Consider the following 18,263-nt stretch of genomic DNA (forward strand, 5'->3'; position numbering starts at 1 on the left):
CACGCCCCCGTTCCAGCGCGGCGGCATGGGCGACCACTCCGCCGGGATGACGATGGCCGCGGCCGTGTGCGCGGCGCTGCTCGCGCGCGAACGCACCGGGACGGGCCAACTGGTCACGACCTCGCTGTACCGGCAGGGCGCCTACACCGTCAGCTTCGACCTCAACACCTATCTGATGAGCGGCCAGCCGATCGCGATCGGCCAGCGCGAAACGATGGGCAACCCGTGCATGAACAACTACGCCGCCTCCGACGGGCGGCGGTTCTGGATCGTCGGCCTGGAGCCCGAGCGGCACTGGCCGGCGCTGTGCCGCGCGGTGGGCCGGCCCGAGTGGCGCGACGACCCGCGCTTCGCCGATGCCCGGGCCCGCGCCGCGAACTCGGCCGCGCTGATCGCCGCGCTGGATGACATCTTCGCGACGCGGCCCCTCGACGAGTGGGCGCAAATCTTCGCCGGCGAACCGGATTTCTTCTGGTCGCCGATCAACACCCTGGAGGACGTCGTCGCCGACGAGCAGTTCCACGCCGCGGGCGGAATCGTTTATGTGCCCGACGCCGCCGACGAACACGCCGCCGTGCCGATGGTCGCCACGCCGGCGGACTTCCACGGGACGCCCTGGGCACCGCGTTCTGCGGCACCGGAACTCGGGCAGCACACCGAGGAAGTCCTGGCCGACCTCGAGGCGCGCCGCGGTTCCTGACGGCCCGCCCGGAGCTTTACAAATTTCGCCGGAAGTGTCACGCTGTCCGGTGAGCCGCGTCGCCCCGTGCGGGATGCGGCTCCAGCCCCTGGGAAAGCCCATGACAAGCGCGTGAGACCCGCCAGCGGACCGCGGCGGGTGGTGGTGAGGAATGGATCGATGGTCGCTCCGACGTTCGACATCAGCAAGAGCAGCGCCGCGGAAACAACCCGCGCCAACGGCGAGGGTCTGCGTTACCGACTCGACGTGGTGGCGGCCAGCGCCGTCGATGTCGTGCAATCGGCGGGCGGCTGGCTCTACGACCGGGCGATGGCCGGTTGGGAGGTGACCGTGCTGCTCCCGCGTGGTTGCGACACCCGGTCGCTGCGGATCCTGGGGGTGCGGGCAGTGGACCTCGAGCCGGAGCTCGCCGGGCTGGGGGAGGGCTCGACGAGCCTGGCCGTCAGCGCCGAGGCGTTCACCGCCGACGCCCGGGTGCGGGCCGTGGTCCTCGAGGCGCTGGACAACCGGCTGACCGAGGTCGCGCTGTGGGGCGACGGGTGGCCGCTGGGCGTGGCCCGCGCGACCACCCGGGCGCAGCATCTGCTCAGCGGCGCGGCCCGCATGTTCAAGGGCTATGCGCTTGCGGCGGCGGGCATTCCGGTCACGACGGTCGGCGCCACCGAGGCGCTGCTGTGCGACGTGGGTTCGGGGTCCGACTCAGAGCTGATCCGGCTCGACTAGGCCATGAAGAAGTACTTCCGACACACGCTGCTCTACCTGCACGAGACGATCTCGCTGGGATCCGGGCGAAGTGAGGAGTTCACCGAGATCTTCGCCGACACCTATCAACCGATGATGGAACAACTCGGCGCCCGGCTCTTCGCGATCTGGGAATCCACGCCGTACAACGGTCACTGGCCGCAGGCGACGATCATCTGGGAGATCGACGGGTTCGCCGATTACGCCAGGATCGGCGCCGCGCAGGCCCGCGGCGGCAGCCACGAGGCCGCATCCGGAAAATGGGCGGCATTCCTGGCCGACATCGGCGCCTCGGGGGAGGGTCGCATCATGTACCCCGGCCCCAGCAACAAGACGCTGACCCAACTGCGCGAGGCCAATGTCACTGCGCCACTGGTGATTCAAGAGATCATGCAGACCAAACCGGGCCGCCAGGACGACTACATCCGCGAACTGGAGCGGCTCTACGTTCCCTGGTCGGAACGCACCGGTAAGCGCTGGCTCGGTTCGTTCACCACGACCTTCCGCTACAACGAGGTCATCCACTACTGGGCGCTGGACGGCGGCTGGGACTGCTTCGCCGAGCACTACCCCTCCTGGAAAGAGAGCCCGCCCGCCGAGATCGTCACCTGGATGAGCGTGGCCCCCGCGTTGCGCGACGGCTGGGAGGATTCCATTCTGCAGGCCCTACCGCCCTCGCCGCTGCAGTGACGGAGATACGGAAACCTTTGATCGTCAAGGACTTCAGCTACGATCCCTTCGATGCGGCGGTGATGGCGAACCCGTTGCCGTACTACCGGATCCTGCGCGATCACCACCCGGTGTACTACATGCCGCAGTGGGACACCTTCGCCCTGTCGCGTTTCGAGGACATCTGGACGGTGCTGGAAGTCAACAACGGCACTTTCGTCGCATCGGAAGGGACGTTGCCGCCGGCATCGGTTCTGGCACAACACAACAGCGGCCCGGTCGCCGACCCGCCGCTGCACCCGTTGCCGTTCCATGCCATGTTCGACGCCGACCTGTACGGCGAGATCCGGCGGACCCACTCCCGGCCGTTTCGGCCGCGGGCGGTCACCGACCTCGAGGGCCGCATCCGCGCGCTGGCCAACGAACGCCTCGACGCCCTGCTGCCGGACGGGTCGTTCGACCTGACCCAGGACTACGGCGGCATCGTGGTGGCCGCCATCGTCTGCGAATTGTGCGGCATCCCCACCGATCTCGCGCCGCAGGTCCTCGCCACCGTCAACGCCGGCAGCCTCGCCCAGCCCGGCGAAGGCGTGGACACCGGGCAGGCTCGGCCCAACTACTTCGAATACCTGCTGCCCGCGGTCCAGCGCCGCCGCGCCGATTCTTCCGGCGGACCGCTCGACGTTGTCGACGGCCTGCTCGGCTATCACCTGCCCGACGGCAGCGCGCTCGACGACATGGAAGTCGCGACCCAGATGCTGTGCATCTTCATCGGGGGAACCGAGACGGTGCCCAAAATCGTCGCCCACGGCCTCTGGGAGCTCAGCCGCCGGCCCGACCAGCTGGCCGCCGTGCGCGCCGACCTGGAGAACAACGTGCACATCGCGCGCGACGAGATGATCCGATTCTGCGCGCCGGCGCAGTGGTTCGCGCGAACGGTGCGCAAGCCCTTCGAGATTCACGGCGAGACCCTCAGCCCGGGCCAGCGCGTCATCACCCTGCTCGCATCCGCGAACCGCGACGAGCGTGAATACCCCGAGCCCGACGAGTTCATCTGGGACCGGCCCATCCGCCGCTCGCTGGCGTTCGGCCGCGGCCAGCACTTCTGCATCGGATACCACCTGGCGCGGCTGGAAGTGGCTGTGCTGCTACAGGAATGGCTGCGCCGGGTCCCCGACTACGCGATCAACAGCCAAGCCGCCACCCGGCTGCCGTCCAGCTTCCAATGGGGCTGGAACAACATCCCGGTGGAGGTCTGACGTGTGGTCCTACCGGATCATCGCCCCGTATCAGTTCGAGCGCAACACGATTGATGACACGACGCCCGAGGTCCTGGCCGACGGACAGGTGCTGCTGCGGTTTTCGGCCGCGGGCGTGTGCGGCAGCGACCTGCCCGCCTTTCGCGGCGCCAGGGGCCGCATCCCGGGTGACGACGGCCGCAGCGGCCCCGAGAAGGACGGCTTTCCCATCCACGAGGTCGCCGGCGAGGTGATCGCCAGCCGGCATCCCGCACACCGTCCCGGCGATCACGTGGTCGGCTGGGCGTCCGGGTTCGACGGCATGATGGAACGCATCGTCAGCAACGGCGAAGGACTGGCGCCCTACGATCCGGCGCTGACTCCCGCCCAGGCGGTGGGGCTGCAACCCCTGGCCTGCGTCCTGTACGCCTGCGAGCAACTCGGCGACCTCGCCGGTCGGCACGTCGCGATCATCGGGCAGGGATCGATCGGGCTGTTGTTCTCCTATGTCGCCAAGGCGGCGGGTGCGCGGCGGGTCACCGGCGTCGACCCGATCGACCGCCGCGATGTGGCAAGGGCTTTCGGGGCCGACGACGCGGTGCGCGCCACCAGTGACCGCTGGGTGAGTCAGCTCGATCCATCCGACCGCGCCGACGTCGTCATCGAGGCCGTCGGCCACCAGGTCGCCACCCTGACCCATGCGATCGACGCCGCCGCCCCCGGCGGCACCGTGTTCTACTTCGGCGTCGCCGACGACGAGATGTACCCGATCAACATGCGGGCGATGCTGCGCAACAACCTCACCCTGAAATCCGGTGTGACGCTGGACCGCCGGCGAATGCTGGAGCTGGCGGGCAAGTTCGCCGCCGAGCACCCGTGGCTGCTGGGCGCCTACCTGACCCACACGTTCGGCATCGACGGGGTGCAGGACGCCTTCGAGCTGGCCTGTCGGCCGGACCCCGAACGCATCAAGATCGCGATCGCCGGATGAGCCGACCATGACGGACATTTCGCCGAGCAATCTGCAGCTGGCGCTGGGCCGCAAGACCCCGATATTCGGCGGCTGGGTCACCGGCCCCACGGCGCTGGGCCCCGAGGAATTCGCCCGCGCCGGTTACGATTACGTCGGCTTCGATGCCCAACACGGCTATCTCGACGACGCCGCCATCGCCGAAATTCTGCGCCGCACCGAGCACCTGCCCGTCGGCACCGTGGTGCGTCTGCCCAACGCCGACGCCGCACCGATTGGACGGGTGCTGGACGCCGGCGCGGACGCCGTCGTCATCGCAATGATCGAGTCGGCGGACCAGGCCGCCGCGGCGGTCGCCGCGACCCGCTATCCGCCGCGGGGCGTGCGCAGCTTCGGCCCGCTGCGCGCCAGCCTGGGGCACGACCCCGCCGCCCACGAGTCGCGCGTCGGCGTGTTCGCGATGATCGAGACCGCGGCGGCGCTATCCGGCATCCACGAGATCTGCGCCGTCGACGGCCTCACCGGAATCTACGTCGGCCCAGCCGATCTGGCCATCTCACTGGGCGCCGGGGTCGTCGGCGCCACACGGCATCCGCAGGTCTTGGACGCGATCGTGCGCGTCCACCGGGCCGCGTCCGACGCAGGCCTGGTCACCGGCATCCACGCCGGAGACGGCAAGACGGGCCACGCCATGGCGCAGCTGGGATTCGGCATGATCACCCTGGCCGCCGAGTCCCAAGCGCTGCGCCGCGGCGCCGCCGAACACTTGCGCGAGGCGACGCAATGACCCACGACGACCACGAGGGGATCCGTGAGCTGCTCGCCGGCTACGCCCTAGCACTTGACGCCGGCGACGTCGAGGAGTGCGTGCAGCTGTTCGCGCCCGATGGCGAATTTCTGGTCTACGGCAAGACCTTTGCCGGCCGCGACGCGATCGCGGGCATGTTCCGCGACGCGGCCCGCGGCCTGCACCTGACCGGAAGCGCGCGGATCGAGGTCGACGGGCAGCGCGCCACCGCCCGATCACAGGTGCTGTTCGTCCGCGCCGGCGACCTGCAACTGCGGCCCGCCCTCTACGACGACGAGCTGACCCGCATCGACGGGCGGTGGCGCTTCGCGCGGCGCCGCTGCCGCTTCGTCACGAGCGCCGGCCTGGCCAACAACCCCGAGGTGAGTCCAGCATGAACCGACGCGTCGCACTGGTGACCGGCGCCGCCGGCGGGCAGGGCTGGGCCATCGCGAAACGCCTGCGCGACAAGGGCTTCGCGGTGGCCGCCTGCGACCGCCGGGCCGACGAGCTGCGCGCCACGGTCCGCGACGCAGGCGACGACGGCGTGTTCGCCGTCGAGCTCGACGTCACCTCGCCCGAGCAGTGGGACTCCGCCGTGGCGGAGGCCGTCGGCCGGTTCGGATCGCTGAGCACGCTGGTCAACTGCGCCGGCGTCCTGCACCGGGCACCGCTGAGCGAGGAGACGGCCGAAGGCTTCGAAAACGCCTGGCGCGTCAACTGTCTGGGCCCATTCCTCGGAATACGCGCGGCGCTGCAACACCTGCGCGAGGCGCCGAACGCATCGGTCGTCAACATCTGCAGCACCGGCGCCATCCGGCCCTTCCCGCAGCACGCCGCGTACGGGTCGTCGAAGTGGGCCCTGCGCGGGCTGACCCAGACCGTCGCGGCCGAACTCGCGCCCGCCGGCATCCGGGTCAACGCCGTCTTCCCCGGGCCCATCGCCACGACGATGCTCGACCAGGCCACCCAGACGCGGCTGGCCGCGGCGTCGATGGTCGGCCGGATCGGCGAGGCCGGTGAGGTCGCCGACGCCGTCGCCTTCTTGGTGTCCGATGAGGCATCGTTCATCACCGGTTCCGAACTCGTCATCGACGGTGGCCAATGCCTGCAGATCCGATGAGCGACATCTCGATCGGCATCATCGGCGCCGGGCCCGGTGGCCTGGCGCTGGGAATCATGCTGTCACGGGCAGGTTTTGACGACTTCACCATCTTCGACCGTGAGGACGGCGTCGGGGGCACCTGGCGGATCAACACCTATCCGGGACTGGCCTGCGACGTCAAATCGCACCTCTACTCCTACTCGTTCGACCTGAACGCCGACTGGTCGAGGCTGTGGTCGGGGCAGCCCGAGATTCTCGACTACTTCCAGCGCTGCGCCGACAAGTACGGATTGCGGCCGCACCTGCGCCTGCGCACCGAAATCAAGGCGGCGCAATGGCATTCGGACTCCCAACAGTGGTGCCTGACCACCGCGTTGGGTGACCAACACCGCTTCGACGTGGTCGTGTCGGCGGTCGGCCTGTTCACCCGGCCGCTGCTGCCCGAACTCGTCGAACAAGAGCCCTTCGCCGGGACCGTGATGCACTCGGCCCGCTGGCACCACTCGATCCCGTTGCAGGGCAAGGAGATCGCGGTGCTGGGCACCGGGTCGACGGCTTCCCAGCTGATCCCCGAGCTGGCCAAGGTGGCCGACACGGTGTACTCCGTGCAGCGGTCGCCGACCTGGATCTTGCCGAAGCCCGACCGGCACTACACGCCGCGGGAGCGCTGGATGTTCGCCCACCTGCCGTTCGCCAAAAGGCTCTACCGGACCCGGCTGTGGCTGCGCAGCGAATCCAACATCGCGGTGATCGAGCACGGCAGCGAAAAGACCGAACAGTTCAAGGCCGTCGCGCTGGGTTTGTTGGAGAAGACCGTCGACGACGAGGACCTGCGCCGCAAGCTCACGCCCGAACACCCAATGGGCTGCAAGCGGCTGGTGTTCTCCTCGGATTACCTGCCCGCGCTGACCCGGCCCAACGTCGAGGTGGTGACCAGCCCGGCGCGCTACCTGCGCAGGCGCTCCCTGGTCACCGAAGACGGCACCGAACGCGAGGTCGACGTGGTCGTCTGTGCCACCGGGTACGCCGCGGCGGACTACCTCGCCGAGCTGGACGTGTCCGGCGAACACGGAATCACCCTGCGAGACGTGTGGCGCGACGGGGCGCGCGCGTACCTCGGCATGGCCGTTCCGGGATTCCCCAACTTCTTCATGCTGTACGGGCCGAACACCAACGTCGGCTCCAACAGCGTCATCTTTATCCTCGAGGCGCAGGCGCGCTACATCGTGCGGGCGCTGAAGTATTTGCGGCGCAGGGGTAGGCGTTACATCGCGGTGCGACCCGCCGCGCTGGCCGACTTCGTCGCCAAGATCGATCGATGGATGGTGGGCACCGTCTGGACCACCCAGTGCAGCAACTACTTCCGCGCCCCCAACGGGCGGGTGGTCACCCAATGGCCGCGCAGCGCCCGGGCCTTCTGGAGCATGACGCGCAGGTTCAGGCCGGGCGACTTCCGCTTCACCGCGCCCGCTACGTCCGAACCCCAGGTGTTCACCATGCCCGAGCGGGGCAGCCGATGACACGGCTGGACGGCGCCGACCGCCTCGATCCCGCGCTGCGTGACGTCGCGACGACCCGGACCGACTTCTCCCGGGCCGCAATCGAACTCATTCGCACACCGTTCAACGAGCGCCGCCGCCTGGCCGCCGAACAGACCGACGCACCCGGGATCCGGATCGGGGAGGACAGCGCGGCCGGCGTGCCGGTGCGCGTCTACCGCGGTGGGCCCGCCGACCGGGCACCGGTGGTGGTGTACTGCCACGCCGGCGGCTTCGCGCTGGGCAACCTGGACACCGATCATCGCCAGTGCGTCGAGCTTTCGCGCCGCGGGCGGTGCACGGTGGTTTCGGTGGACTACCGGCTGGCGCCCGAACACCCCTATCCCGCCGCGCTGGAGGACGCCGACACGGTGGTGCAGTGGGTCGCCGCGAACGCGGACACACTCGGCGTCGATCCGGCGCGGTTGGCGGTCGCCGGCAGCAGCGCCGGCGCCACCCTGGCCGCATGTCTGGCGCAGCGCGCCGCCGACGGGTCACTGCCGCCGGTGGCGTTCCAGTTGCTGCACCAACCGGTGCTCGACGACCGGGCCACCGGATCGAAGGCGGAATTTCGCACCAGCCCGGCGTTCGACGGCGAGGCCGCCGAGCTGATGTGGGGCTACTACCTGGGACCGGCGGCCGCATCGGCACCCGAAGTGCCCGCGCGCCGAGCCGAATTCGTCGGGCTGCCACCGGCTTTGATCACCTGCGCCGAAATCGACCCGTTCCGCGACGAGGCGATCGACTACGCGCTGCGGTTGCTGCGCGCGGGAGTGTCGACCGAGCTGCACGTCTTCGCCCGCACCTGCCACGGCTTCGATTCGCTGCTGCCCGAGTGGCCGGGCTCGCAACGGTTGTTCGCGCTGCAGGGCGATACCCTGTCCAGCGCGTTACACGGCGACTAACCGTCGAATCGGATCAGCTGCCGCACGGCCGTGCCGTCGGCCAGATTGTCCATTGCCGCGTTGATGTCCTCGAGCGCAATGGTCGAGGACACCAGCGATTCCACCGGCAGCCGGCCCGCCTGCCACAGCTCGACAAACCGGGGGATGTCCCGGCTGGGCACCGCCGAGCCGAGGTAACTGCCGATCAACGACCGGCCCTCGGCCACAAAACCCAACGGCGACACGCTGATTCGCACCGACGGCGGCGGCAGACCCACGGTGATGGTGCGCCCGCCGGGTGCGGTCAACCCGATCGCGGTCTCCAGCGCGGCGGGATGGCCGACGGCCTCGACGACCACCGCCGCCTTCACCCCGGCCTCGGCGGCCTGCTGCGGTGTGTAGGTGTCGTGGGCGCCCAGGCGGCGGGCGGCGGCCAGCTTCTCCGGCAACTGATCGACGGCGACCACCCGTACGTCGTCGTAGGTCAGCGCGGTGAGCAGCGCCGCCATCCCGACCCCGCCGAGCCCGACGACGGCGACCGCCTGGCCCGGCCGCGGACGCCCCACGTTCAACACCGCGCCACCGCCGGTGAGCACTGCGCAGCCCAGCAGCGCCGCGACATCGGGCGGCACGTCGGACGGCACCGGGACCGCGCTGGCCCGATTGACAACCGCATGCGTCGCGAAACCCGAGACCCCGAGGTGGTGATACACCGGGTGCCCGGCCCGGCTGAGCCGAATGTCGCCGCCGAGCAAGGTGCCGGCGCCATTGGCTGCGCTGCCCGGTTCGCACGGCGTCAGGCCCTGGGTCGCGCACGCTGCGCAATGACCGCACCGAGGCAGGAAGACCAGCACCACCCGCTGGCCCACGGCCAGGTCGTTGACGCCCTCGCCGACCCGCTCGACGATCCCGGCGGCCTCGTGGCCCAGCAGCATCGGCACCGGCCGCACCCGGTTGCCGTCGACCACCGACAGGTCGGAGTGGCAGATGCCGGCGGCCTCGATGCGGACCAGGACTTCGTCGCGGCCCGGGGGTGCGAGGTCGAGGTCTGTGACGGCGATCGGGCGCGACTGGGCGTAGGGCCGGGGTGAGCCGATGTGCTCCAGGACCGCGCCCCGTATTCCAGACATGCTGGAATACAACCATGGCTTCAGGTCCTGCGATTCCCTCCGCACCCGACGGGCTGACGAGCCGGGACTTTCCGGTGCGCTGGCCGGTCGGAACTCGGTGGGCCGACAACGACATGTTCGGTCACCTCAACAACGCCGTGTACTACCAGCTGTTCGATACAGCTATCAACGGGTGGATCAACACCAGCACCGGGATGGACCCGCTCACCACGCCCGCGCTGGGCATCGTCGCCGAGTCGGGCTGCCGCTACTTCTCCGAGCTGCATTTCCCGGATGGCCTCGCCGTGGGGCTGGCGGTGACGCGTCTGGGTCGCAGCAGCGTCACCTATCGGCTCGGGGTGTTCCGCTCTGCCGAGCAAGACGAGGCCCAACCTGTCACCGCGCTGGGGCACTGGGTGCACGTCTACGTCGATCGCGCCACCCGCAAGCCGGTGCCGATTCCCGACGCCGTCCGCGCGCTGCTGGCGACGGCCCTCGTGGACCGCTAGTCGAGACTGCGAGTGCGGCGTTGGCGCGGCAGCTCGCCTTAATTTCCGGTCTCCACGGCGATCCCATTGAGCAGATCCCGAAGCGCTGCCATGTTTTCCTTGGCTTCACGCGCTGGATCGGCAGCGCGAGCGACATGCATCGCCGCCTCGCACATCGCTCCGTGAATCAGATGCGCCAGCGGGTCAACTCGCTGAGGCTTGAGATGGCCATCGGCTATCGCCTGCCTTAACCCCTCCCGTAACAGCGAGGTGACGTGGCGGTCCTCGAGTTCACGCATATGCTGCCACCCCAAAACGGCTGGCGCATCGATGAGTGTGATTCTCTGAACCCCAGGGTCCGAGATTGCGTCGAAAAAGGCCTGGCACCCTTGAAGGAGGTTGCGCCAGCTGTTGCGGGCGCTTGCCTTGGCCAAAACGGTGTGCCCGATCGCGCGTTGTTCACCTTCATAGACCGCGGCGAATACGGCTCGTTTGCCATCGAAGTGATGATAAAGCGCTCCTTTCGTCACACCGGCGTTCTCGACGACAGCGTCGAGCGACGTGTTGTCAAAACCATCCTCTGCGAACGAACGACGCGCGGCCGTCAGGATCTGATCGATGGTCGCGCGGGTCCGCTCCGCGTGCGATCGCGGCTTTGTCATCCTTCCAGCATAGCTGGGACGTACTTGCAGTACGTACCTCCAGTATGTATATACTTTCGCTGTGGAAGTTCGAAGCCACGTCTGCCCTCTGTGCGAGGCTGGATGCGGATTAAAGAGCACAGTTGATGCAGGCCTCGTCACGACGGTCCGCGGCAATCCCGACCACGTGGCCAGTCGGGGGCACCTCTGCCCGAAAGCGTTCGGGCTCAGCGAACTACACCTCGATCCTGATCGCCTACTCACTCCGCTGGTGCGTTCATCCACGGGCCAACTCCAGCCAGCGACATGGGATGTGGCCTTCGATGTAATTGGCGAGCGACTTCCAGCCATCATCGGCCGCGATGGAGCCGACGCCGTAGCGGTGTACCTGGGAAACCCCGTGGCGCACGACTTCGCGACGACCCTGTACAGCCAGGCGTTGGTGCGACTGCTCCGGACGCGGAACTACTACACAGCCAACACCGTCGACGCCATGCCGAAATTCGTGTCATGCCTATTGATGTTCGGCGACATGTACACCGTGCCGGTACCCGACGTCGACCGCACCTCTTATCTGCTGATACTGGGCGCCAACCCGCTGGTTTCCAACGGCAGCCTGTTAACGGCGCCGGGCATGAAGGCCAGGCTTCGGGACATGAGGCGTCGTGGTGGGCGAATAGTCGTCATTGATCCCAATCGCACTCAAACCACTGATGAGGCCGACGAGCACCACCGGATTTGGCCGGGCACAGACGCATTGCTGCTTTTCGCGCTCGTGCACGTCTTGTTCGACGAGGGCAGGACTGACATCGGGCGGCTGAGCCCTTTCGTGCGCGGCGTCGAGGAAATCGAACAGATCGCCCGCGATTTCGCACCGGAAACCGTTGCAGCGCAATGCGGTATCACCGCCAATGAGATCCGCCGGCTCGCGCGCGATCTAGCTGCTGCGCCGGCCGCCGCGGTGTACGGGCGCACCGGGACATGCACCTCACCGTTTGGAACAATCACGAGCTGGCTGATCGACGTCCTGAACACTCTCACAGGAAACCTCGACCGCCCCGGCGGAGCGATGTTTGCGCGCCCCGCTGCTGACCTGCGAATGCTCTCACCGCGGCGCCGCATGTCACTGGGCCGTTGGCACAGTCGTGTTCGCGGCGCCCCCGAGTCACTCGGCGAGCTGCCCCTGGCTTGCCTCGCCGAAGAGATCGACACACCCGGTGCCGGCCAAGTAAAGGCGCTCATCACGGTGGCCGGCAATCCTGCGCGTTCTGCGCCGGACAGTGCACGGCTCACCGCTGCCCTGCACAGGTTGGAGTTGATGGTCAGCATTGATCTGTACCGCAACGAGACAACCCGTCATGCTCACGTCGTGTTGCCGGCGCCGTCACCGCTGACCAAACCGCACTACGACTTGTTTTTCAACCACTTCGCGATCCGAAACACCGCAACCTACACCGAACCGGTGCTGCCGCAAGAACCCGACGAGAGACCCGACTGGCAGTCAATTCTGCGACTGGTCGCGGTCATTACCGGACAAGGCCCCCAGGCGGATCTCGACGCAATCGACGACATGGTCGCAGCGTCGATGGCGCGAACGCTCTCTGATTGCGCTGGAGCACAGCTCGACTCGCATGGCGATCAGCCAGGTGTTCGCGGCCCTGAACGACTGCTCGACTATCTGTTGCGGGCCGGTCCGTACAACACCGCCGATGCGCCGCTGGGCGTGGCGGAACTGTGCCCACAGCCGAACGGTCTGGACTTCGGACCTCTCACCTCTCAGCTGCCGGGCTTGCTCGACACCCCCTCGGGTCTCGTCGAGCTGGCGCCCACGCCTTTAGTGCGGGATGTCGCCCGGCTGCGTAAATTCCTCAGGGCCGCACCGTCATCCGACATGGTACTCATCGGGCGCCGTCATCTGCGGTCTAACAACTCATGGATGCACAATCTGCCGAAACTGGCCAAAGGGCCCGACCGCTGCACCCTGCAAATCCATCCCGCTGATGCCGAGCGCCTGGACATCGGACACTACGCTCTCGTCACTTCGGCAGCTGGAGAAGTCGTTGCAGTAGTGGAGAAAACGGACGCGATCAGCCCGGGCGTCGTGTCTCTGCCTCACGGCTGGGGACACGACGAACCTGAAATTGGCGCCAGCGTCGCGGCCCGACGGCCTGGGGTGAACAGCAACATCCTGGCTGTCGGCTCCGTACTGGACCCGCTGTCAGGCACCGCGGTGCTCAACGGCATCCCAGTCCAGGTCACGGCACATTCTGGCCCGAAGGTCTTACCTGAGAACGGAGAAACTGATGTCCACTGAGATCGCGACGGCGAGCAACGCGGCTCTCCACGCCGCATTACTCAACTACGCCGAAGCCAAGAACAGACATGACGTAGATGCGCTCGTCGCGGCGTACGCGTCCGAGGGCCGCTACGAAGGCTCTGGCATCCGAGGGCCGATCACCGGGCACGCCCGACTACGCGAATTCTATGAGGCGCTGTTCGCTTCGATTCCTGACTATCGGGGTCGGTTTGCTGGAACGGCAATCGGTGACAACACCGCCGTGGTCTGGGGTCACATGACCGGTACCGTCGGCGCCGATCTCTTCGGTCGCCCCGCCGCGGCGGGCAGCCGCATCGACGTGCCGGTCACCTTCGTTTGCAAATTCCGCGAGGACGGTCTGCTTCTAAGTGACTGCGGCTATTTCGACACGCACACCCTTTATGAGCAAGCCGGTGTGCGCGAGTTCACGACCACTGCCGAACCAGAACGGATCCAGTCTTTCGTTGCCGAGTGGGCACGATTCTGGTCGGCCCCAGCAGATGCACCGAACTCTGTGCACGCACTCGTCACAGACGATGTCGTACTCAACTGGCCGGGCACGAAGGAACCGTTGCGGGGGCGCGACGCTTACGTCGCTCAGCTGACAGCGGCGGTCACGCGAATTCCAGACCTGACGTTGTCGGTTGTTGACTATGCATATCGCGACGGTGTATTGATGCTGGCTTGGGAAGGTCGCGGAACGATCGCTGGGGAAGAACGTCGCTGGCTCGGGGTCGATCGATTCCGGATCCGTGCGGGCCAAACCGCCGAGACAACAGTCATTTTCGATACTCGGGAGTTATCCCCTGATGTCGCGCGTTGATCAGGAGAGTCAGACCGGAGGGACTAGCGCAACGCCGTCGGGGTCCATCTGCCTGCGCATTGCTCTACGACCGGATCCAACGTCGGATGGCGTCGATGGTGGATTCTGGGGATTCGTTGAAGCACAGCCGGATTCCCGGCGCTGCCTGAATCAGCACGTTGACGATCCGCTCCAACAGCACGGCGTTGTCCAAGGGTGCTCGCACTGCCGCACCGATCATCGCCAGCTGGTAGGCGTCCTGCGACAGGCACTCGCGCAGCGCCTGTTCAGCTGCGTCGGGTGATGTGCTGACATAGCACGGCACAGCGTCGATGCCGGCTTCCCGGACTGCCTTATTAGCCGCCTCGCTGCGTGCTCTGATAGTCGGCTCATCCAGGCCGGGATGTCGGCTGTAATCGAATGCGCTTGGCTGCATCCCGATTGTGAGTACGCGGGGTCTAATGGATCCTGAACTTGTCATTCCGTCCTCCATGCCGTGTCTGCGCCGCCGTGCGCCGTTGGGGTCGTCCTGGCGGATCGTTCTAGAGTCCGACGACGTAATCCACCGCGCCGTCAGGTGGGTGCCGCCGCGCACTGCGCCGAGACATCGATGGGTTTGCCTGTGTACAAGCGCTTCGGTGCGCCTGATTAGGCGGTGCGGCGCCGGCAGCGCTCGCCGCCCCACGCGTGGACCAATGCGGCGACCGGCAGCTCGATTTTTGGACGACGCCGCAAGCGAAATCCGGTGTGACCAGATGACATCGCGATGAAGCTTGCGCCTCGGCGCCGCTGTACAGCGGCGACTCACCGGCTACCCCCTGCGGTCGTCGCTCACTATCGAGGCGCGGGGGTCTGACCAGTCGGGCGTCAGATTGACGACGCCCCTGCCGCTCAGGACGTCCAGCGGAACCGAGACTTGGTCGTGTGCGATCAACCAGACGTCGTCGATCTTGCGCATTCCGTAGGTGACCCGGACCCACATGCCATCCGTCGCCGTCCCGTTGATGAGAGTGCCGCTGAGTCGAACGAAGCCGTGTCCGAACGCCACGTCTTCGCCGACGGTGAACCTCAGGTCGCGGACCTCGTAGGTCACAGTGTCGAAGAGGTGGAATACTTTCGACCAGTTCTCGAGCTTCGCCGCTTGCCCGACATGCTGTAATGGTGGCTCAACATCGAATGACACCACATCGGGCGTGTAGAGCTGCTTCAGCACATCCAAAGACTTCGTCTGTATTCCTTCGACCGCTTTGTCGATCTGCAGGCGGATCTCAACGTCGTCCGCCCGGCGGCTCGTGTGTCGCGCCACGGCCGATTCCTTCACCGTCGAGTTGCCGGCTGAGCGTGACGCAACGGCGCCAGCGCGGTGCTCCAGGCGATGACTTGGTCCAGTGTGGTGTTTAGGGCGACCACGTGGTGATCGCGTGCGATGAACCGGGTGTGCTCTTCGAAGTCGGTGAGCAGCGAGATCGCGACCGAGTAGCCCACGTCAGCCATGCCCAGCGTGCTGCATACCGTCCGCAGCTGCACCACGGCGCGGGCGCCGCCGCCCGCGCCGTAGGAGACGAAGCCGACCGCCTTGTCATTCCATTCGGTGAACAGATGGTCGATGGCGTTCTTGAGCACCGCGGGCGCGCCACCGTTGTATTCCGGGGTCACGATCAGGAAGCCGTCGAACGGCGCGATCCGCTCGGCCCACGCCCGGGTGTGCTGATTAAGCGATGGGCCGAACATCGGCGGCACCGGCTCGGCAAGATGAGGCAGCGGGTGATCGTGCAGATCGATCAGTTCGAAATCGGCGTCACCGCGCTGCGATGCCGTCTCCAGCACCCACCGGGCGACCTGCGGACCGTTGCGGTTGGGCCGGGTACTGCCCAGGATGATGCCGATTCTGATCACTTTCTCAACTCCTGCGTCGCTGAATGTGTCATGACCTTTCGACGACGTAACCCGCGGAAATGTCAGGCCGCCTTACACATCGGAGGGCTGATTCGTCGTGTTGATGAGGAAGAGACAGAATGGAGCTGACCGTGAGCCACCCGCACCCGCCCGCCGTGTTCAATGAGCGCCGACATCTGCTCAATGTCGCCTACCGGCTGCTCGGCTCCCTGGCCGAGGCCGAGGATGCGGTGCAGGAAGCCTACGCACGCTGGTATGCGCTGTCCGACGCCCAGCGGAACGCGGTGACGTCACCGGGCGCGTGGCTGACGACGGTTGCCAGCCGGGTCTGCCTCGATCTGCTCGGCTCGGCGCGTGCTCGGCGCGAACGCTATGTGGGCGAATGGATTCCAGAGCCCGTACCCGGCCACTTCGAATGGGCTAGCGGCGCAGTCCCCGCCGATCCCGCCGACCGTGTCACCCTCGATGAGTCGATCAGCATGGCCTTTCTTGTCATGCTCGATTCCATGACGCCGGCCGAGCGGGTGGCGTTCGTCCTGCACGACGTGTTCCGCTACTCCTTCTCCGAGATCGCCGATGTCGTCGGCCGTACGCCCGCGGCTTGTCGCCAGCTCGCCTTCAGCGCGCGGCGCCGCATCGATCTCTCGCGACGACCGTCGAACACCAAGCGGGCCGACATCGTCAGAGCCTTCAAACAGGCTTGGGAAACCAGGGATATCGAGACGCTGATTGGGTTGCTCGACCCGCAGGCGATCGCCAGCGCCGACACCGGCGGCCTGGCGCCGGCCTTCCTCGGCCCGATCGTCGGCGCCGAGCAGATCACCACTGCGTGGATGGAGATCGCGGCCCGCGGCGCCGCGGTCACCCTGAGCGAGCGCGTGGTGAACGGCCAACCCGGTCTGGTTGCACAGCTTGACGGCACGGTCGTGTCGGTCTACGCCTTCGACATCGCCGACGGCCGGATCACCCGCATCTGGGTCATCCGCAATCCGCAGAAGCTGCGGCCATGGACTGCCGACTAGCCGGAACCGACCACACGCCGCGCGGATGCGCCGAAGCGCGCCGCATAGTCGACCGCCGCGGCGGTGTCGGAGGCAAGGCATTTACCAAATCCCTAAGGAGGGCTTCCCCGATGACAGAACGACATGCACCGCCATCCCGCGACCAGATCGACTACTTCGACGATGTATACGCCGGCCAACCGCCGACCGGCGCACCGATTGCGGGCGCCGGCTGGGATTGCGGCCGACCCCAGCCCACGGTGGTCGATCTGCACGCGGCCGGAGCGATCCGTGGTGACGTCCTCGACATCGGCTGCGGCACGGGTGAGAACGCGCTGTATCTTGCCGGTCTCGGCTACCGCGTGACCGGGCTGGACGCCTCCGCCGCCGCGATCCGGCACGCGGGATTCAAGGCCGCCGCGCGCGGATTGGCCGAACGGGTCCACTTTGCTGTCGCCGATGCTCGTGAGTTGTCCGGATTCCACGGCTGGTTCGATACCGTCATCGACTCCGGGTTACTGCACGTCTTCAGCGACGACGACCGGCGCCGCTACATCGCCGCGCTGGGTGCGGTGTGCCGGCCCGGCGCCCGCGTGCACATCATCGCCGTCAGCGACGCGGCGCCGGCTGGGCCCGGCCCGCGCCGACTCAGCGCCGCCGACCTCGTCGAGGCGTTCGCGGACTGGACGCTGTGCAGTCTCGAGCGCAGTGTGATGGTCGGGGCGCTGCCCGGTCAGCACGCACAAGGCGGTATCCCAGCTTGGCTGCTCACCGTAGCGCCGGAGCCGACGTCGGACGGCCAGCCACACTGACAACCGGCGGCCCGGTCACCTCCAACGACGCGGTGTCGCCGTCAACCCGGCGGGTCTGCGAGCTCGTCGAGTAGCTCCTGGAGCGTATCGCGAAGTTCTTCAAGGCGTTTCGTGCCGATGACACGTGCCCACTCCCGTTCGACATCGCGACCAGCGGCCACCCCAACCGGGCGGACGGCAGCGCCGCGTCGAGTCAAGAACACCAGTCGGCCCCGCCGGTCAGCGGGATCCGGACGACGCTCGACGTAGCCCGCGCGTTCGAGTTGCTCGACAGCTTGAGCCATCGACTGTTTACGCATCTGCGCATAAGTGGCCAGCTCGCTGACTTGGATGCCATCGGCCGGAATGAAGGGGAACACGTTGGCATGCGTCGGTCGGATGTCTTCGAATCCCGCACGCACCAGCGCAGCGTCGACCTCGCGGCCCCAGTGCTGATTGAGCAGCCGCAGCAGCAATCCCAGCAACGGTCGACCGTCGGACCCGTCATGTTTAGACAGGCGCCTGTCTAAAGTGTTAGCATTGGCGTGATCGTCAGGCACCTGTCCATTCTATGCCGGGAGTCGGT

The 18,263-nt window shown here is 67.2% G+C and carries 20 protein-coding genes and 1 pseudogene; 15 read left to right on the forward strand and 6 right to left on the reverse strand.

The features are described 5' to 3' along the window. From A9W96_RS10630 to A9W96_RS10675, 10 genes are all read left to right on the forward strand, one after another. Nucleotides 1-700: CoA transferase (locus tag A9W96_RS10630; RefSeq protein WP_197499480.1), on the forward strand; the 700-nt coding region annotated here is incomplete at its 5' end. Nucleotides 701-859: 159 nt separating this feature from the next. After that, on the forward strand, nucleotides 860-1,423 hold the full coding sequence (locus A9W96_RS10635) for a hypothetical protein (protein ID WP_066861544.1): 564 nt from the start codon (nucleotides 860-862) through the stop codon (nucleotides 1,421-1,423). A gap of 3 nt (nucleotides 1,424-1,426) precedes the next feature. Continuing rightward, nucleotides 1,427-2,131, forward strand: a complete 705-nt coding sequence (locus A9W96_RS10640; protein WP_067139574.1) for an NIPSNAP family protein — start codon at nucleotides 1,427-1,429, stop codon at nucleotides 2,129-2,131. Nucleotides 2,132-2,193: 62 nt separating this feature from the next. Continuing rightward, nucleotides 2,194-3,369: a cytochrome P450 gene (locus A9W96_RS10645; RefSeq protein WP_067139625.1), complete on the forward strand. Its 1,176-nt coding sequence runs from the start codon at nucleotides 2,194-2,196 to the stop codon at nucleotides 3,367-3,369. Nucleotide 3,370: 1 nt separating this feature from the next. Further along, a complete protein-coding gene (locus A9W96_RS10650; protein WP_066877135.1) occupies nucleotides 3,371-4,339 on the forward strand; it encodes a zinc-binding dehydrogenase in 969 nt (322 codons plus the stop codon). Nucleotides 4,340-4,346: 7 nt separating this feature from the next. Continuing rightward, complete coding sequence (locus tag A9W96_RS10655; protein WP_067139577.1) at nucleotides 4,347-5,105, forward strand: HpcH/HpaI aldolase/citrate lyase family protein; 759 nt, start codon at nucleotides 4,347-4,349, stop codon at nucleotides 5,103-5,105. Then, nucleotides 5,102-5,503, forward strand: a complete 402-nt coding sequence (locus tag A9W96_RS10660) for a nuclear transport factor 2 family protein (RefSeq protein ID WP_067139580.1) — start codon at nucleotides 5,102-5,104, stop codon at nucleotides 5,501-5,503. The genes A9W96_RS10655 and A9W96_RS10660 overlap by 4 nt, the downstream gene beginning before the upstream one ends. Continuing rightward, nucleotides 5,500-6,228, forward strand: a complete 729-nt coding sequence (locus A9W96_RS10665; RefSeq protein WP_067139584.1) for an SDR family NAD(P)-dependent oxidoreductase — start codon at nucleotides 5,500-5,502, stop codon at nucleotides 6,226-6,228. Before A9W96_RS10660 ends, A9W96_RS10665 begins: the two co-directional genes overlap by 4 nt. Beyond that, nucleotides 6,210-7,730 (forward strand): NAD(P)/FAD-dependent oxidoreductase, encoded by a 1,521-nt coding sequence (locus tag A9W96_RS10670; protein ID WP_067139587.1) that lies wholly within the window; start codon nucleotides 6,210-6,212, stop codon nucleotides 7,728-7,730. Before A9W96_RS10665 ends, A9W96_RS10670 begins: the two co-directional genes overlap by 19 nt. Beyond that, a complete protein-coding gene (locus tag A9W96_RS10675; RefSeq protein WP_067139590.1) occupies nucleotides 7,727-8,653 on the forward strand; it encodes an alpha/beta hydrolase in 927 nt (308 codons plus the stop codon). Before A9W96_RS10670 ends, A9W96_RS10675 begins: the two co-directional genes overlap by 4 nt. Here the strand turns inward: A9W96_RS10675 and A9W96_RS10680 are convergent. After that, the gene (locus A9W96_RS10680; RefSeq protein WP_067139628.1) at nucleotides 8,650-9,762 is read right to left on the reverse strand and encodes an alcohol dehydrogenase catalytic domain-containing protein; all 1,113 of its coding nucleotides are present in this window, start codon (nucleotides 9,760-9,762) and stop codon (nucleotides 8,650-8,652) included. The genes A9W96_RS10675 and A9W96_RS10680 overlap by 4 nt on opposite strands. A 14-nt stretch (nucleotides 9,763-9,776) precedes the next feature. Here A9W96_RS10680 and A9W96_RS10685 point away from each other — a divergent pair, with 14 nt between their 5' ends. After that, on the forward strand, nucleotides 9,777-10,250 hold the full coding sequence (locus A9W96_RS10685; RefSeq protein ID WP_156749332.1) for a thioesterase family protein: 474 nt from the start codon (nucleotides 9,777-9,779) through the stop codon (nucleotides 10,248-10,250). Nucleotides 10,251-10,288: 38 nt separating this feature from the next. Here the strand turns inward: A9W96_RS10685 and A9W96_RS10690 are convergent, their stop codons facing one another. Then, nucleotides 10,289-10,891, reverse strand: a complete 603-nt coding sequence (locus tag A9W96_RS10690) for a TetR/AcrR family transcriptional regulator (RefSeq protein WP_067139593.1) — start codon at nucleotides 10,889-10,891, stop codon at nucleotides 10,289-10,291. 61 nt (nucleotides 10,892-10,952) lie between these two features. Between A9W96_RS10690 and A9W96_RS10695 the strand changes: the two genes are divergently transcribed. Together A9W96_RS10695 and A9W96_RS10700 are read left to right on the forward strand one after the other, a co-directional pair. Next, nucleotides 10,953-13,184, forward strand: coding sequence for a molybdopterin-dependent oxidoreductase (locus A9W96_RS10695; protein WP_067139596.1), 2,232 nt, complete (start codon nucleotides 10,953-10,955; stop codon nucleotides 13,182-13,184). After that, nucleotides 13,174-14,010, forward strand: coding sequence for a nuclear transport factor 2 family protein (locus A9W96_RS10700; protein WP_067139599.1), 837 nt, complete (start codon nucleotides 13,174-13,176; stop codon nucleotides 14,008-14,010). Before A9W96_RS10695 ends, A9W96_RS10700 begins: the two co-directional genes overlap by 11 nt. 64 nt (nucleotides 14,011-14,074) lie before the next feature. On the opposite strand, the gene A9W96_RS10705 is transcribed toward A9W96_RS10700, so the two are convergent. The 3 genes from A9W96_RS10705 to A9W96_RS10715 all read right to left on the reverse strand — a co-directional run bounded on the left by A9W96_RS10705 (nucleotide 14,075) and on the right by A9W96_RS10715 (nucleotide 15,885). Continuing rightward, entirely contained in the window at nucleotides 14,075-14,425 is a 351-nt protein-coding gene (locus tag A9W96_RS10705) for a hypothetical protein (RefSeq protein ID WP_197499481.1), read from the reverse strand. A gap of 375 nt (nucleotides 14,426-14,800) precedes the next feature. Further along, nucleotides 14,801-15,295: a nuclear transport factor 2 family protein gene (locus tag A9W96_RS10710; RefSeq protein WP_067139636.1), complete on the reverse strand. Its 495-nt coding sequence runs from the start codon at nucleotides 15,293-15,295 to the stop codon at nucleotides 14,801-14,803. Between the two features lie 11 nt (nucleotides 15,296-15,306). Further along, the gene (locus A9W96_RS10715) at nucleotides 15,307-15,885 is read right to left on the reverse strand and encodes an NADPH-dependent FMN reductase (RefSeq protein ID WP_067139602.1); all 579 of its coding nucleotides are present in this window, start codon (nucleotides 15,883-15,885) and stop codon (nucleotides 15,307-15,309) included. A 119-nt stretch (nucleotides 15,886-16,004) separates the two neighbouring features. Between A9W96_RS10715 and sigJ the strand changes: the two genes are divergently transcribed. After that, nucleotides 16,005-16,907, forward strand: coding sequence for an RNA polymerase sigma factor SigJ (gene sigJ / locus A9W96_RS10720; RefSeq protein WP_156748844.1), 903 nt, complete (start codon nucleotides 16,005-16,007; stop codon nucleotides 16,905-16,907). Nucleotides 16,908-17,017: 110 nt separating this feature from the next. Beyond that, nucleotides 17,018-17,698, forward strand: coding sequence for a cyclopropane-fatty-acyl-phospholipid synthase family protein (locus A9W96_RS10725; RefSeq protein WP_067139606.1), 681 nt, complete (start codon nucleotides 17,018-17,020; stop codon nucleotides 17,696-17,698). A 224-nt stretch (nucleotides 17,699-17,922) separates the two neighbouring features. On the opposite strand, the pseudogene A9W96_RS33285 reads toward A9W96_RS10725, so the two are convergent. Then, nucleotides 17,923-18,237: pseudogene (locus tag A9W96_RS33285) on the reverse strand (MarR family transcriptional regulator); the annotation flags it as partial. Nucleotides 18,238-18,263 lie beyond the last annotated feature (26 nt).

Origin of the sequence: Mycobacterium sp. 1245852.3 (genome assembly GCF_001669335.1) — a bacterium.
Taxonomy (GTDB): domain Bacteria; phylum Actinomycetota; class Actinomycetes; order Mycobacteriales; family Mycobacteriaceae; genus Mycobacterium; species Mycobacterium europaeum_A.